The following is a 15,691-nucleotide window of genomic DNA, read 5'->3' on the forward strand; positions in this document are numbered from 1 at the left end:
GGGACCTGCGACCGCAGGCCCCAAGGTCGGGGGCGACGTCGGAGGTGGCACCGTGACGGAAGAGGTCGGCCGGGGCACCGTGCTCGCCGGGCGCTACCGGGTGGTCGACCCGTTGCCGACGGACCTCGCCGGCGTCTCCGTGTGGCATGCGACCGACCTGATCCTCGACCGTCCCGTGCGGGTGCGCGTGCTGCAGTCCGGTGCCGTCGCGCCGGCGCTCGACGCCGCCCGCCGCGCAGCCCTCGTCACCGACGCGCGGCTCGTGCGCGTCCTCGACGTGGGCATGCACGAGGGCGTCGGGTACGTCGTCTCGGAGCAGATCACCGGCGCGTCCCTCGCCCAGCTCGTCGAGCGCGGCCCCCTGACGCCCGACCAGGCCCGTGCCGTCGTCGGCGAGGCGGCGGCGGCGCTCGAGGTCGCGCGCCGCCGCGGCGTGCACCACCTGGCGCTCCGCCCCGCCGTCGTGCACGTGTCCGCCGACGGGCGCGTCCTGGTCTCCGGCCTCGCCATCGACGCGGCGCTGCTCGGCATCGCCCACGGTGACGCCCGCGCCACCAGCCGCTCCGACACCGTCGACCTCGTGCGCCTGCTCTACACGGGCCTGACCGGCCGTTGGCCCGCTGGACGTGACGACGTCCACGAGTCGTCCGTGCAGCCCGCACCCGTGCTCGACGGTGCGCCCGTGGCGCCCGGTGAGCTCGTCGCCGACGTCCCCAACGACCTCGACACGCTGTGCGCCGTGACCCTGGGCCCGCACGAGGACGGCCCGCACACGCCGGGCGACCTGGTCCACGAGCTCGAGCCGTGGGGTGAGATCCGCGTCGGACGCTTCGCCGACGACACCGACGCCGCAGCCGGGGTCGGTGGGGCCGTGGCGGCCGCTGCCGCCGGCGGGCTCGCCGCGCCCGAGTCCGACCCGGAGCGCCCGACCGCACCGGTGCGTGTCGCACGCCAGTCCGTGCGCTCGGCGTTCGAGGAGCTGCCGGCAGGGGTGCCGCGTCCGGGCACGCCGCCGCCGGCCGTGCCGGCGCGAGGCAGCTCCTTCCCCCCGCGCGGGGACGCCCGCGGGACGCCTCCCACCGCGGTGGTCGGAGCAGCGTCCGGTGCCGCGGCGCCTCCGCCCTCCCTGCCCGCCGCGCTCCCGCCGGTGGCACGGAACCCCGAGCCCGACCTGTGGGACGACGGCCCCGGGTTCACGGACGACCCGTTCGCGTTCGTGGAGCAGGAGGACGAGCCACGCCGTCGGTTCGACCCGACCGCGCTCGTCCTCGTGATCGTCGGCATCGCCGTGCTCATCGGGCTGATCTTCGCGGCCCGCGCGCTGTTCGCCGCGCCCGGGGGCGAGCGTGAGCCCGCCGCCGGCGAGACCTCGAGCGAGCAGCAGCCGGAGCCCAGCGGGGACGCCGCGCCGTCCCCTGCCGACGAGCCGAGCGAGGAGGCCCCGCAGGCGGGACCGCCTCCCGTCATCGCCTCCGTGCGGACGTTCGACCCCACCGACCCCGCGGGCGAGCGCGTCGAGAACGTCGAGCTCGCCGTCGACGGTGACCCCTCGACGTTCTGGTTCTCCTACACGTACAAGGCGCCCGACTTCGCCGGCCTCAAGGAGGGCATGGGCCTGGAGCTCACGCTCGCGGCCGAGAGCCCCGTCAGCGGCGTGACGCTCCACGTCAACGGCACGGGCGGGAACGTCGAGGTGCGGGCGACGTCCGGCGACACGCCGACGCAGGGCGACGTCCTCGCGTCGGGGACGCTGAGCCAGGACACGCTCCTGACGTTCTCCGAGCCGGTCACCACGTCCACGCTCGTCCTCTACTTCACCGAGCTGCCGACGAACCCCGCGGGCCTGTTCCGCGTCGAGGTCACCGAGATCACCGTCTCCTGACACGGCCGTCGGGCCCGCCCCGGGGCGCCGAACGTGCCGGGAACAGAAGGGCCCTACGATCGGTTGGACGACCCAGACACCGGGCCACCCTGCGGCCCCGTCGCCCCCGCGGCGACGCCGACCGACCCAGCGAGGCACCCCGTGACCGAACCCGACCTGCAGCCCACCTCCTCCGCCGTGCGCGACCTCGTCATCGTCGGTTCCGGCCCGGCCGGCTACACCGCGGCGATCTACGCCGCCCGGGCCGGGCTCGCGCCCGTCGTCGTCGCCGGTTCGGTGACGGCCGGTGGTGCGCTGATGAACACCACCGAGGTCGAGAACTTCCCCGGCTTCCCCGACGGGATCCAGGGCCCCGAGCTCATGGACTCGATGCAGAAGCAGGCCGAGAAGTTCGGTGCCGAGGTGCTCTGGGACGACGTGACGTCGGTCGAGCTCACCGGCGACGTCAAGGTCGTGACGACGGGCAGCGGTGACGTGTTCCGCGCCCGCGCCGTGATCCTCGCGACCGGGTCGGCGTACCGCGAGCTCGGCCTGCCGGACGAGAAGCGCCTGTCCGGTCGCGGCGTCTCGTGGTGCGCGACGTGCGACGGGTTCTTCTTCCGCGACCAGGACATCCTGGTCGTGGGCGGCGGCGACTCGGCCGTCGAGGAGGCCACGTTCCTCTCCCGGTTCGGCAGGACGGTGACGATGGTGCACCGCCGTGACCAGCTCCGGGCGTCGAAGATCATGGCGGACCGCGCCGCTGCGGACCCCAAGATCTCGTTCGCGTGGAACTCCCAGGTCGTCGCGATCCACGGCGAGGACAAGCTCACCGGCGTCACCCTGCAGGACACGGTGACCGGTGAGACCCGCGAGGTCGCGGCGGGCGGGCTGTTCGTCGCGATCGGGCACGTCCCGCGCACCGAGCTCCTCGCCGGGCAGGTGGACCTCGACGAGAACGGCTACGTGCGGGTGCAGGGCCGCTCCACCCGGACGAACCTGTCCGGCGTCTTCGCGTGCGGCGACGTCGTCGACCACACGTACCGCCAGGCGATCACGGCCGCGGGCTCGGGCTGCTCCGCGGCGCTCGACGCCCAGCACTTCCTCGCGGCGCTGACGGACGTCGTCGACCCCGTGTCGCCCGGTTCGGCCCTGGTGGCCGAGGGTCTGCCGGAGGTGCGGGCATGAGCACGATCGACGTCACCGATCTCACCTTCGAGGCCGAGGTGCTGCGCAGCGACGTGCCGGTCGTCGTGGAGTTCTGGGCGGAGTGGTGCGGGCCGTGCCGGCTCGTCTCCCCCGTCCTCGACGAGCTGTCCGAGGAGTACGCCGGACGCGTCAAGTTCGTCAAGATCGACACCGAGGCGAACCCGGGGCTCAGCGAGGACTTCAAGGTCCAGTCGATCCCGTACATGGCCTTCTTCACCGGGGGCGAGATGGAGAAGAGCCTGGTGGGCGCTCGCCCGAAGGCCATGCTGAAGGAAGCCGTCGAGGAGCTGCTCGCCGCGCAGGCCTGATCGTCGGGCAGGCCGACGGCCCGGCTCGGCTGGTGCAGGGCTGAAGCGTCCGGTGGCGCACGGTTGTCGTACAGATGAGCCGGCGTGCGATGTACGTACCGGAACCTGGGGCCGGTATCGGGGGAAGGTGCCTCGTCTCCCCCCTGGCATGCGGCACCTGTCCCGGCGAAGCTGACGGCACGGGTGATGCTCGCCGACGCCGATGCCGAAGGACCGACAGACGGCCGCCGTCGCGACGTCCACGACACGCGTGACGGCCCTGTCCACCGTTCGCCAGGCGCCGACGAGGCTCGATCCGGCCCGTGATCGCGTCCCGATCGGGTCGCGCCGGCGCTCAGGATCGTTCCTGACGAACTCACAGTGCCCGCGATATCGGGGCAGACGTGGCATCTCGGGCACGGCCTGTTGGCGCGACGGCCGGCGCGCGGGCTCCCTGGTGAGCCGTCAAGGTCGTCGCGGACGGGCCCGGAGCCGCCGCGAGGCGGCCACCCGCACGCGGTGGCCGCCTCGCGACACACCCAGGGACCGGAGCGTCAGGGCTTGAGCACCCCGGGGTCCTCCGGGGCCAGCGACGCGAGGATGCGGTTGAGGTCCTGCACGGACGCGAACTCGACCGTGAGCTTGCCCCGCGTCTTGCCGAGGTCGACCTTGACGCGGGTCTCGAAACGGTCCGACAGGCGCGTAGCCAGCTCGTCGAGCGCCTCGTTCCGGATCCCGGCCCGCGGCCGCTGCCGCCGTGTCGGTTCCTTCTCGTCGCCGCCGAGGGCGACGATCTCCTCGACCGCACGCACCGACAGGCCTTCGGACACGACGCGCTGGGCCAGCCGTTCGATCGCAGCGCCGTCGCTCAGTCCGAGCAGCGCCCGGGCGTGACCCGCCGAGAGGACCCCCGCGGCGACGCGGCGCTGCACGAGGGGCGGCAGGCGCAGCAGGCGCAGCGTGTTGGAGATCTGCGGCCGCGAGCGGTGGATGCGGGTCGCGAGCTGCTCGTGGGTGCAGCCGAAGTCGTCGAGCAGCTGCTGGTACGCGGCCGCTTCCTCGAGCGGGTTGAGCTGCGACCGGTGCAGGTTCTCCAGCAGCGCGTCCCGCAGGAGGTCGGAGTCCTCGGTCTCCCGGATGATCGCGGGGATCGTCGTGAGGCCCGCCTCCTGGGTGGCACGCCAGCGGCGCTCGCCCATGATGAGCTCGTAGCCGTCGTCGACGGCCCGCACGACGACGGGCTGCAGCACCCCGACCTCGCGGATGGAGCCGACGAGCTCGGCCAGCGCGTCCTCGTCGAAGACGTGCCGGGGCTGACGCGGGTTCGGCCGGATCGTGTCCACCGGCAGCTCGGCGAACCGCGCGCCGGGCACGGGCACGAGCCCGTCGACGTCCCCGCTGTCCCAGTCCGGCAGGCTCGTGGGCGTCGCCGAAGCGGCGGAGGAGGCGTCCGTCGGCGCATCGTCAGCCGGGGTCTCCCCCGCCGACGCGGGTCCGGTGGTCGATCCCGCGGTGGCGTCCGACGGGGCGGCCTCGGTCACCGCCGGCTCGCTGACCAGCACGTCCGTCGGTGCGGGTGCGGTCACCGACGCAGCGGACGGCGCAGGGGCAGCCTCCGGGACCTGGGTCGGGTCCGGCGTCGTCTTGCGGTTGTCCGGGAAGAACACGTCGACCGGGCGGTCGCCGGTGCTGCGCGGGGTGTCCAGGCCGGTCGGGATGAGTGCACCCAGACCGCGGCCGAGACCGCGACGCTTCTCGCTCACTGGTCCTCCTGTGGGGGGCCGCCCGGCACGCCGGCGGGGATGTCGGTGGTGGTGGAGGTACGCACGGCACGCTCGGCGAGCTCACGGGCGGCCTCGAGGTACGCGAGGGCGCCGGACGAGCCGCCGTCATAGGTCATCACGGTCTGCCCGTAGCTCGGCGCCTCCGAGATCCTCACGGACCGCGGAACGGTCGTGCGCAGCGTGCGCTCCGGGAAGTGCGTGCGCACCTCCTGGGCGACCTGCTGCGCGAGGTTCGTCCGCGCGTCGTACATCGTCAGCAGGATGGTCGACACAGCGAGCTGCGGGTTCAGGTGCGCCTGGATCAGCTCGATCGTCTTGAGCAGCTGCGACAGGCCCTCCAGCGCGTAGTACTCGCACTGGATGGGGATGAGGACCTCGCGTGCCACGACGAAGGCGTTGACCGTGAGCAGACCGAGGCTCGGAGGGCAGTCGACGAAGACGTAGTCGATCTGCTCGAGCCCTTGCTGACGCCGCCAGTCGAAGTAGCCGTCCAGGGCCGTCCGCAGGCGCGTCTCACGGGCGACCATCGAGACGAGCTCGATCTCGGCACCGGACAGGTCGATGGTGGCCGGCAGGCACCACAGGCCGGGCACGTCCGGGCTCTCCTGGACGGCCTCGTGCATGGGCGCCGCGTCCACGAGCACCTCGTAGATCGACGGCGTACCCGCGCGGTGGTCGATGCCGAGAGCGGTCGAGGCGTTGCCCTGCGGGTCGTTGTCGAGGACGAGCACCTGCAGCCCGGCCTGCGCGAGCGCGGCGGCCAGGTTCACCGTGGTGGTCGTCTTGCCGACGCCACCCTTCTGGTTGGCGACCGTGATGACCCGCGTGCGCTCGGGCCGGGGGAACTTGCGCCCGCGCAGCTCGATGCGTCGGCGCGCGTCGATCTGCAGCTCGGCGAGCAGCGGAGTGTCGGCGGTCGGGCGGGGCAGGCTGTCGACGAGCTCGGCTCGGCGTGCGGCGTCCTGGTCGGCCGCGGTGGCGCCCGGACCGGTGAGTGCGTCGGTCCCGCGGTGCGGGTCCGGCAGGTCTTCCACGATGCCTCTCTCGTCCTCGCCCGCGCCGCTCGGCGCGTCGTCGCTGGTCAGGTGCTGGTCGACTGACGGACGCTCCGGCGAAGCCACCTGAGCCGACGGGGGTAGCGGCACGTCGCCAGGGTTCGCGGGGGTCCCCGGCTCGTCGGCTGCCGTCGCTCGCTCGGTGACGTCTGCAGGTGACGCCTTCATGTCGTCGCGGGTCGTGTCGCTCGCCCGCTCGCCCCCGAGGGCCGCTGCCGCGCCGCTCAGGTCCGGGGCCAGCTGTCCCGCCTCGGTCTGCCACGGGTAGGCGGCACCCATCTCGGCGACCGACACAGGCTGCGGCCGGTTGGTCCGGCGCGATCGCACCTCGGGGGCAACGTCTGTTCCACGTGAAACGACGTCGGGCGCGTCGGGTGCGCCTGCATCCGACGTCTCGGCCTGCGCCGCGGCGCGTGTTTCACGTGGAACATAGCCGGCCCCTGAGGCAGCACCCGTGGCATCTTCCGTTTCCGACGGATCGGCCGGAGCCTGAGACCCGAGGATGCTCTGCGGCACCCCGTCCGTGGCATCTCCTGCTGCGTTCGTCGGCGATGCCGAGCGTTCGGAGTCGGCCTCGACCTCGGCGCCGCCTGCCAGGTCTCTCGCCGTCCACCGCGGCGTCCGGGACACGAGGGGTGACTCGTCCGCGGGTGTCACAGCCGACGAGACCATCGCAGCCGGTCCCGAACCGTCACTGGAATCGTCGAGGCCAACAGTGGTGGTGTCACTCAGATCGGGCGCGGTCGCGGCGGGGACCGGGACGGTCGCGGTCGGGTGCGCAGGCGAGAGCGCATCGGGCCCAGGGCCCGCTGGTGGTTGCGCTGGGGAGGACGCATCGTACGCGGCCATCTGCGGCACCGCGGGTACGGGCTGCGAGGGCGAGGGCGAGGGCGGGGGTGTCCCGTCTCCCGCACTGCGCTCCCCCACGACTGCGGGTGCACCAGTGCCTCCTGATCCGCCCGGGTTCAGCAGCGGCGCAGCACCTGCCTCTGCCGCGCTGGCGACCGATGCCACCGGATCCGGAGTGCCGACCGACTGCTGCGCACCGGCGGCTGCAGCACGCTCCGCCGCTTCACGCTCCTCGCGGCGCTTCTTCCTACCGAACACGCGGACCCCTTCCTCGGACGGCGGAGACGACCCGGGTGGGCTCGGTTCCGGCGATGGTCGTCGCCTCGTGCACCTGGCCGTTCGTGAGACCGGACGCCCGCATCGCCTTCGAGGCTGCGGCGAGCTCTTCCTCAGCCCGCGCGCCCTTCATGGCGATGACGGTTCCGCCCTCACGAACGAGAGGAGCGGTCCAGCGGAACAGCTTGTCCAGTGACGCCACCGCACGCGCGGTGACCGCATCTGCCTCGAGGGCACCTTCGAGCTCCTGGGCACGAGCGCGTCGGACCTCGACGTTGGTCAGGCCCGTGCGATCGACGACGTCGTGCAACCACGTCACGCGGCGTTCCATCGGCTCCACCAGCACGATCTCGGCCTGCGGGAGCATCGCCGCGATGACGACACCGGGCAGGCCGGCACCCGAGCCCACGTCGACGATCAGGCCACGTGCGGGCAGGAACGGAACCACGGCGGCTGAGTTGAGGAGGTGCCGCTCCCACAAGCGCGGTAGCTCACGCGGTCCGATGAGCCCACGCAGCTCGCCCTCCTCGACGAGCAGCTGGTGAAACGCGTCCACAGCCGGCCACGCGTCCGCGAAGAACGCGGGGAGGCGCGGGTCCCCGTCCCACGGGTCCGCCACGACCTCGTCCTCGCGCGAGCCACCCTCGACGCCGGGACGATCGGCGCTGAGAGCCGCCACGCCCTCGTCATCGCTGGTCGCTGCGTCGTCGCGCGGCACGTCTGGCACCCGATGGCTCCTGTTCCACGTGAAACGAACGTCGACTGGCGCGCGTCCGCTCCTGTCGCACGTTCGTCGCGCGCTTACGCTACCCCGCCACACCCCCCGCCGGTGGAGCCCACTCCGGCCGGTGCACAACCTGTGGCGAGACGTGCCCCTTGACCCGCACTCGGCCCGCGGGCACCCGCGCCGAGGCCTCGCCCCCGCGCTCGACCACGCCTCCGCACCACGGCCGCGCAGCGCCTGCAGACCCACGCTCGCACCCGCCGCTGCCGCGCAGCTGGCAACGATCGTGTGGGTCGCCAGATGCCGCCCGCCACACGTCTCTCCGTGGGCGGTGGCCCCGAGACGCTGCTCGCCTGACGCTTCGCCGGTGCGGTGACGCCGAGACCCACCGCACACGGTCCCGGGCTATCCCTGTGCGCATGTCGCACAGCGGCGTGCCCCGCACGTTCCACGTGAAACAGGCCCGGATCTGGAACAGACGGTTTCACGTGAAACTGGCGGCGAGTACCACGCCAACCCGCTCGCGGCACGCACCACACTCGTGCCCCACCAGCGCCGACCTGGGCCGAGCGTATGGACCACATGCTCGGAGACCCGTGTGCCCACCTGACGCGACGCGACTGCGTGGCCAGCGGGCGAGCCAGACGCACCGGGCGTGTGGATGATGGCGTGGGCACTCCTCTCGCCGCCACGCGGCCACCTGCTAGAGAGGCAGACCTCGTGGATCAACGCGTCGGGGTACCCGTCACCGCCGCAACACGCTCCTGGCGCTCCCGCGCGCGCCTTCCCTCTCAGCGTGCGGGCACTGTCTGCGATCCTCGGCGCTCCTGGCCGCTCCTGTGCCGGTCTGGAACTGCCGATGATCGTGCACGTGCCTCGGCACCCCCCGGGCCACTCCGCCTCATCGGATCCAGGACCCGCGGCCCAGGCGTGCAACGGGCCGAGTCCCCGCTACGCGCCGGAACGATGTTGCGGTGGCTGGTCCCCGCCCACTCCCCAGGGCGGACGCGTGACAGGCCACGCACCGACGTCTCGTTCCGTCGCTACGAGCGCGACGCCGACGTCCAGGGGACCCGGTCGCGGGCCTCCTGCCCGCCCGGCACATCTGCACCGGCTGACATCCGCGGGAGAGCAACGTGACAACGCCACCCCCGCATTTCTCGGCCAGAATGTCATCCCCGTGCACTTCTCGTCGTCGTTCACCAAGCCATTCATGCAGAACGCCAGCTTCCGGTGCGGCTGGGCACATGTGCCTGTCCGCCGGTCCACTTTTCCGCTGGTGCGCGTCGGGCTCGCCGATGTGGTTTCCTCGCAGACGGCGATGCGCGAGCCCGCCCGCGCCACGAACCCGTGGTGGACCGCTGAGCGACAGGCGACACAGGCTGGCCGGCCCCCAGGTACACCACGTCGACCGCCGGCGCGCGCACACGCGAACTGCGCGCCGCGCGAAGGGCGCCGGGCCGTCCGCCGGCCGGACAGCGAGCACTCCCGTGGTGACCCAACCTCGGGCACGCAGGCTCACTTCAGTGCACTGACCTGCAGGTTCGCACCGCTAGAGCGTGTCGTCCGTGCGCGCGGGGTCCCTCGCCACGCCCGTGGCCGGCGCGACATCGCCTTCGAGCATGCTGCGCGCCACGTCGAGCAACGACGCGAACGGTGCCGACCGGGTCGCGCGGCTCGTGGGGACGCCGGTCGTCGGGTGCATGAGACCCGTGGAAGTACACATCACCACGGCCCGCCACCCCTCCCCGACGGCTGCGTCACCAGCAGGCGGACCGTCTGAACCCGCGGGAATCGCACCTCGACAATCACCGCCGCCGGGGACAGGAATGTCGCTGACTGGTCAGCTTCTCGTCCATCAGCCCGGCTCCCTGGCGCCCGCCCCAGAGGGCTAGAATCTGCAAGGCCGGCAACCAAGGGCGACCGACCAGGTTGCATTCACCATTCCCCCAGCAGATCCGGCGCAGGCCCTCGCCCGATGAGCCACGCGAGCAGGCCGGCACGACTGGCCCGGTCGGGCAGTGCCCGCAGACGCTTGGGCAGCTCGGTCTCGACGAGGAGGGCCGGCCAGTCGGACGGGCGATGACCGATGTCGAGATCCACGTGGTGGACCTCGATGTTCCGCAGGTGGTGGCCGATGATCTCGACCATCGTCCGAGGGCCGGCGGCCATGATCCCCCGCGCCGCCCACTGCTCATCGTCAAGTGCCGCCCACGCTCCCTCGAGGAGTTGCAGGCAGTCAGCCAGATCGGCACGGAGCTCGGTTGCCGGGCGGGTCGCTCCTGCCCCCGCCGCCTGATCCGGGTCGTACCCGTCCGGGTGGATCCTGCGCACCTCGCCGACGGCGGCGCCCTCGAAGATCCGCACGTGGGCTCGCGCTTTGTTCGCGACGTGGGTCACCAGGTGGCCCCGCGAGTAGGTGGGCAGCAGGCACGGCGCACGGAAGTCCCCGTCGTCGAGCGGCGCGAGCCCGGCCAGCAGCAGCTGATGGCTCGTCGCGCACGCATCGATGGTGACGGTGGGCTTCATCCCTCAACCGTAGCCACGACGCCGCGGCGGTATCCCTCGTCCGCCGTCCGGGCGCCCGCGTGGTGGCGGTGCGGTGGCGCACGCGGCGAGGCGGCAACAGGCGACAGTCGCGGGGGCCGTCCGCCGGCAGCGCCCATTCACATTCCGCGTGGCGGTGTGGCCGGCGCCGCAACGGGCGACGCCCCGTCGAGCACGTACTGGAGCTACCCGTCGAACGCGACGCGAGTACGAGTCCGCTGGTCATTGACCAGACGCTGTTCACGGGAAACGCGCCCCGCTTCTGGCGGGGCTCTACCCCGTTCCACGTGAAACACGATTCCCGCTGGCCACACCGGCCCTCGGCGGGCTCCCTCGAGTACCGCGCCGCACGTCGCATGGCTGCCGAGACCCACGCCCTTCCCGAAAACCGGATGTCACGGTCGGCGAAGACGTCCCGGCGACGCAGAACCCACTCCCGTCGGGATGCGACAACGCGCGGGTTCTGAGCCGGCCCAATGTTGCGTTTCACGTGGAACCAGCGATAGCCACGCGGTCGCCACTCCTCGCGGGCCGCACCACCAGGTCTCCGCCCCCGTCTGAGCAACCGCACCCGGAGCTCCAGGTGAACACGTCGCAAACGAGCCGCGGCGCTCGTCGGTCGCGGGTCCCACCGGATCGTCCGGGGGATCGCCCAGACCAGGGCGTGTCTCTCCATCAATCCGGCTGATCGCGATCGATGTACCTCCGTGCCGAGCCGCCCAAGGCGCGTCTACCCGGTAGGGCGCGCCCAGCCCGCAGTCGGTGGGGTTGGCCGCCCGTTCGAGCCGGGCCGGGTCCGAAGGAGGCCCTCGTGCTGCGGGCGCGATGGGCCTCTCGCCGTCTTCGGTGGGTCGCCCAGACCGTCGGTCCGTGGAGGTCGTCGCTGTCTCAGCGGCGCAGTGATGCGGGGATCGCGGCCAGCACGGCCCCGTCCGGGCGGCCGACGGCGAACCTGTCGTAGCGGGTGGAAAGCAAGCGCCACTGCTCGGATCCGTCAGCCGCCCCCGTGCGCCACCAGCGGCGCGCGCTGTGTCAGCGGCGCGCGGCCCGGCCCGACGGACCTGCGACGCCTCGCAGTGCCGGCGCCCGCCCGGTCGGCACCGGGCGGGCGCCGGGGGGTCACAGGTCGAGCGGGCGCAGCACGAACGAGATCCCGTGAGCGATCTGCGCGTTCCCGGCGTTGATGTCGAGCTGGCTGCGCACCAGCAGCGGGTTCAGGTCGTTGCGGTCGGCGTCGCGCAGCACGACGATCGGAATCCGCTTGGACAGGACGTCGACCGTGAAGGTGCCGCCCTGGGCGGTGGTGAGCGCCGCACCGTCGGACGCGAGCGCGGTGGCGGAGTCGATCGTGGCCCCGGGCACGACGTGGTACAGCAGCACCTGCTCGATCGCGTCGATCCCCACGGCCTGCGCGAGGGCACCGAACACCTTCTCCTCCGAGCCGTACCAGCGGTGCGTCAGGTCGTACGCGAGCACCTGGAACGCCCGGTCGTTCGGCAGGAACGCGGTGAGCGGGACCGTGCCGTCCGCGAGCACGGCGACCGGGCTGCCGGGCTTGGCGGCGAGGACGGCGGCCACCGCGTTGTCGACGATGTCGTAGTCGTACCAGCTGCGGTCGAACCCCGCGCCGTCGGCGGCGAGCACCGAGGCGAGGCTGGTGGTGCCGGCGGCGGACGCGGCCGGTGCCAGACCGACGACCGCACCACCGGCGAGGGCGGTGGCGGCCAGGGACGCTGCGAGACGACGGATCCTCATGGAAGGACTCCTTGCGGGCGGTCGGGCGGCACGCGTGCGCACCGCGGGGCGTCGTCGTCGACGCCCTGCCCCCTCTTCCCGTCGAGGAGCGTTCCCGGATGCACCCGACGTCGTCCGGTCCTCGACGGATCCGTGCGTCGCAGACCTGTCACGGGCCGTCGCAGCCCTGTCGCAGGCCGTCGAGCGGTCCGTTCGGGATAGCGGCGACGTTCCCGACCTCGTCCTCGCTGAGTACCGCGCCCGGACCTGCGAACGCCTACCGCCCGTAACTCAGTGACGGCACCGAGCGCTCGGTTCCACGTGAAACAGGCCCGCCCGGGGGCCAGTTTCACGTGAAACGGCGACCTCGGCCGTGACGCCCGGCGCGGGCGACGACCGCGCCGGTCCCGACACACACCGCCCGGTGCGCCGTCTCTGCGCCCAGCCCGCTCTCCGGGCGCCCGTGTGACTCCCCGACGACGGGCACACGAAAGGCGGGTGGCGTCGCCACCCGCCTCTCGTCGTGCCCTGCTGCAGTCAGCTCGCGCGGATCACCACGCGGCGCTCCGGCTCGACACCCTCCGAGTCGCTGACCAGCCCCGCCTCGGCGACCGCGTCATGGACGACCTTGCGCTCGAAGGGGTTCATCGGCTCCAGCGTCACCGCGGTGCCCGACTCCTTGACCTGCTCGATCGCACCGCGCGCGATCTCGACGAGCTGGGCGCGCCGCTCGGCGCGGTAGCCCGCGACGTCGAGCATGAGGCGGCTGCGCTCCCCCGTCTTCGTCTGCACGGCGAGGCGCGTCAGCTCCTGGAGCGCGTCCAGCACCTGCCCGTCCTTGCCGACGAGGCGGCGCAGGGAGTCGACGGTGCCGTCCTCGGCCACGATCTCGACCGCGGCACGCCCGTGGTCGACGTCGATGTCGATGTCGCCGTCGAGGTCGGCGATGTCGAGGAACTCCTCGAGGTAGTCCGCCGCGATCTCGCCCTCTTCCTCGAGGCGCGTGACGAGGTCACCGTCGTCGACGGTGCTCGGCTCCGATGTGGTCATCTCTTCTCCGTTCAGGAAGGTCTCGCCCGCACACGTCCGTCGTCGGACGTGCGCGCGGGCGGTGGTCAGGATCGTGCGGGGCCGTCGGTCGAGCCAGAGGGCGAGCCCTTGCGCTTCTTCTTCGGTGTCGTCGTGGGGGTCTCGGGCGCCGGCGTCGCGTCGCGAACGTCCTCGACGGGTGCGTCAGTGGGTGCGTCCGGCGTCTGGGCGTCCGAGGGGGTGGTCGGACCGCCGGGCTGGGTCGGACGGACCTTGGCGCGGTCCTTGCGCTTGGGCTGCTGACGCTGCCCGCGCGGCTTCTCCTCGATGACCGCGGTGGTCCCGCTGTCCTCGACGACCTGCCCGCGCGCCGCCGCCTTGCGGGCCTGGCGCGCCTTGTACGCCTTCTCCGCCTCGGAGCCGGGCGCCGGCATGCGACGGATCGTGTAGAACTGCTGGCCCATCGACCACAGGTTCGTCGTGGTCCAGTAGATGAGCACACCGATCGGGAAGTTCACGCCGGAGAACGCGAAGATCAGCGGGAGCATGTAGAGCATGATCTTCTGCTGCTGGGCCATCGGGCCCTGCAGCGCAGCCGGCGGCATGTTCTTCATCGTGAGCTGCCGCTGGGTCGTGAACGTCGTCACCGACATCGCGATGATGAGGACGACCGTGACGACCTGGATGTGCCAGTTGCCGTCCGCGTTGAGGAACGTCCCCGACAGCGGTGCACCCCAGATGGTCGCGGCCTCGGCCTGAGCGGCGAGGTCCTGCGTCATGGGGCCGATCGACTCGGCGCGGTCGTACGTCCCGGCGGCGATGCGGGGCAGCTCGTACAGGACCCGGAACAGCGCGAAGAAGATCGGCGACTGCAGGAGGATCGGGAGGCACGAGGCGAGCGGGTTCGTCCCGTGCTTCTTGTAGAGCTCCATCATCTCCCGGCTCTGCGCCTCACGGGAGGCCGGATCCGTCTTGCCCTTGTACCGCTTCTGCAGCGCCTGGAGCTCCGGCTGGATCAGCTGGGTCGCACGCATCGCCCGGATCTGCTTGAAGAACAGCGGGATGAGCAGGATCCGCATGACGATCACGAGGCCGACGATCGAGAGTCCCCACGCGGCACCGCTCGCCGGGTCGAGCCCGATCCAGGTCAGCGCCTCGTGGAAGCGGACCATGATCCACGCGACCACGACCATCAACGGGAAGAGCAGGCCGTCCATCCAGTCCATGAAGCTGTGCTCCTCGAGAGCGTCAGTGCGCGGCGGAGGCCGCGTCGAGCGAGTGGTGGTCGTCGCGCGACGGAGGAACGTCGTCGACACCACCGGGGTTCCAGGGGTGGCAGCGCGCCACCCGGCGCACCGCGAGCCACGCCCCGCGCAGCGCACCGTGGCGCCGCACCGCGATGACCGCGTACTGGGAGCACGACGGGTAGAACCGGCACGTCGGCGGCCTCAGCGGCGAGATCAGGTGCTGGTAGACCCACAGCAGCCCGAGGAGCACGCCGCCCGGCAGCCGCCGGACCGTCGTCCACACCTCGCGCAGGTTCATGGGACGACCTACCCGTCCTGCCGACGCGCGAGCCGACGCCCGGCGCCGGCCAGGGCCGCGTCGAGGTCCTGCGCCAGCCGGCTCGAGGTGGCACCGGCCGCCGCGGCCTGGGCCCGGACGACCAGCAGGGAACCGGCCGGGAGCGCGTCCAGCCGCGCCGTCACGAGCGCCCGGAGACGTCGCTTGACCCGGTTGCGCGTCACGGCGTTGCCGACCGCCTTGGACACGACGAGACCGACCGCCGGCGGGCCGGGGTCGGTCGTGGTCGTCAGGTGGACGACGAGGGTGTCGCGGCCCCCGCGCGCGCCCCGACGCACCGCCTGCTGGAAGTCGGCAGAGCGGCGCATCCGGTGCGCTGCGGGGAGCACCGGACGTGCGTCAGGCCGAGAGCTCGGTGCGCCCCTTGCGGCGACGCGCCGCGAGGATGGCGCGGCCGGCGCGCGTGCGCATGCGCAGACGGAAGCCGTGGGTCTTGGCCCGGCGCCGGTTGTTCGGCTGGAAGGTGCGCTTGGTCACGACGTTCTCCACACGTTTGTCGTAGCGATCGCACGCAGTCGCGCGACCAGGTCCTGATGCCGTGTCCACTGCTCCAGGGAACGCACGCGGTGAGGCGTGCGACGGCGTCAGGGCGCGCCGGACGGAGCCGTTGAAAGGCTGGACCACGTTACGCCGCGCCCGGCGGCGGGGTCAAATGGGGACGGACGCCTCCGACGGCACCCGAGCCTCCGTGTCCCAGGCCCCCGTCCCATTACCGCAGGTCACGCGTGTCGCCGTGGTGCCGGCCCGGCGTG

13 protein-coding genes are annotated in these 15,691 nt (G+C 72.5%); 3 read left to right on the forward strand and 10 right to left on the reverse strand.

Going from position 1 to position 15,691, the window contains the following annotated elements:
* The first annotated feature begins 52 nt into the window (after positions 1-52).
* The 3 genes from NP075_RS18960 (at position 53) to trxA (ending at position 3,378) form a co-directional block, all read left to right on the forward strand.
* The gene (locus NP075_RS18960; RefSeq protein WP_227563652.1) at positions 53-1,882 is read left to right on the forward strand and encodes a protein kinase family protein; all 1,830 of its coding nucleotides are present in this window, start codon (positions 53-55) and stop codon (positions 1,880-1,882) included.
* 141 nt (positions 1,883-2,023) lie between these two features.
* Positions 2,024-3,049, forward strand: a complete 1,026-nt coding sequence (trxB, locus tag NP075_RS18965) for a thioredoxin-disulfide reductase (RefSeq protein ID WP_227563653.1) — start codon at positions 2,024-2,026, stop codon at positions 3,047-3,049.
* Positions 3,046-3,378 carry a thioredoxin gene (gene trxA / locus NP075_RS18970; protein ID WP_227563654.1) on the forward strand — a complete coding sequence of 111 codons (333 nt, stop codon included), beginning with the start codon at positions 3,046-3,048 and terminating at the stop codon, positions 3,376-3,378. Before trxB ends, trxA begins: the two co-directional genes overlap by 4 nt.
* A 533-nt stretch (positions 3,379-3,911) precedes the next feature.
* On the opposite strand, the gene NP075_RS18975 is transcribed toward trxA, so the two are convergent.
* The 10 genes from NP075_RS18975 to rpmH form a co-directional block, all read right to left on the reverse strand.
* Positions 3,912-5,120: a ParB/RepB/Spo0J family partition protein gene (locus tag NP075_RS18975; protein ID WP_227563655.1), complete on the reverse strand. Its 1,209-nt coding sequence runs from the start codon at positions 5,118-5,120 to the stop codon at positions 3,912-3,914.
* The gene (locus tag NP075_RS18980; protein WP_372456688.1) at positions 5,117-6,175 is read right to left on the reverse strand and encodes a ParA family protein; all 1,059 of its coding nucleotides are present in this window, start codon (positions 6,173-6,175) and stop codon (positions 5,117-5,119) included. Before NP075_RS18980 ends, NP075_RS18975 begins: the two co-directional genes overlap by 4 nt.
* Before the next feature lie 1,117 nt (positions 6,176-7,292).
* On the reverse strand, positions 7,293-7,877 hold the full coding sequence (rsmG, locus tag NP075_RS18985; RefSeq protein WP_256791330.1) for a 16S rRNA (guanine(527)-N(7))-methyltransferase RsmG: 585 nt from the start codon (positions 7,875-7,877) through the stop codon (positions 7,293-7,295).
* A gap of 2,106 nt (positions 7,878-9,983) precedes the next feature.
* Complete coding sequence (locus NP075_RS18990) at positions 9,984-10,574, reverse strand: maleylpyruvate isomerase N-terminal domain-containing protein (RefSeq protein WP_227563657.1); 591 nt, start codon at positions 10,572-10,574, stop codon at positions 9,984-9,986.
* A gap of 1,137 nt (positions 10,575-11,711) precedes the next feature.
* Positions 11,712-12,347 carry a fasciclin domain-containing protein gene (locus tag NP075_RS18995; RefSeq protein ID WP_227563658.1) on the reverse strand — a complete coding sequence of 212 codons (636 nt, stop codon included), beginning with the start codon at positions 12,345-12,347 and terminating at the stop codon, positions 11,712-11,714.
* Between the two features lie 516 nt (positions 12,348-12,863).
* Complete coding sequence (locus NP075_RS19000; protein WP_227563659.1) at positions 12,864-13,376, reverse strand: Jag family protein; 513 nt, start codon at positions 13,374-13,376, stop codon at positions 12,864-12,866.
* A gap of 65 nt (positions 13,377-13,441) precedes the next feature.
* A complete protein-coding gene (gene yidC / locus NP075_RS19005) occupies positions 13,442-14,581 on the reverse strand; it encodes a membrane protein insertase YidC (RefSeq protein WP_227563660.1) in 1,140 nt (379 codons plus the stop codon).
* 22 nt (positions 14,582-14,603) lie between these two features.
* The gene (yidD, locus tag NP075_RS19010) at positions 14,604-14,900 is read right to left on the reverse strand and encodes a membrane protein insertion efficiency factor YidD (protein WP_227563661.1); all 297 of its coding nucleotides are present in this window, start codon (positions 14,898-14,900) and stop codon (positions 14,604-14,606) included.
* Between the two features lie 8 nt (positions 14,901-14,908).
* On the reverse strand, positions 14,909-15,268 hold the full coding sequence (gene rnpA, locus NP075_RS19015; RefSeq protein ID WP_227563662.1) for a ribonuclease P protein component: 360 nt from the start codon (positions 15,266-15,268) through the stop codon (positions 14,909-14,911).
* 10 nt (positions 15,269-15,278) lie between these two features.
* Positions 15,279-15,416 (reverse strand): 50S ribosomal protein L34, encoded by a 138-nt coding sequence (gene rpmH / locus NP075_RS19020; protein WP_191783193.1) that lies wholly within the window; start codon positions 15,414-15,416, stop codon positions 15,279-15,281.
* Between the last annotated feature and the right edge of the window lie 275 nt (positions 15,417-15,691).

The sequence above is a fragment of the Cellulomonas wangsupingiae genome, from assembly GCF_024508275.1.
In the GTDB taxonomy this organism is placed as follows: Bacteria; Actinomycetota; Actinomycetes; order Actinomycetales; family Cellulomonadaceae; genus Cellulomonas; species Cellulomonas wangsupingiae.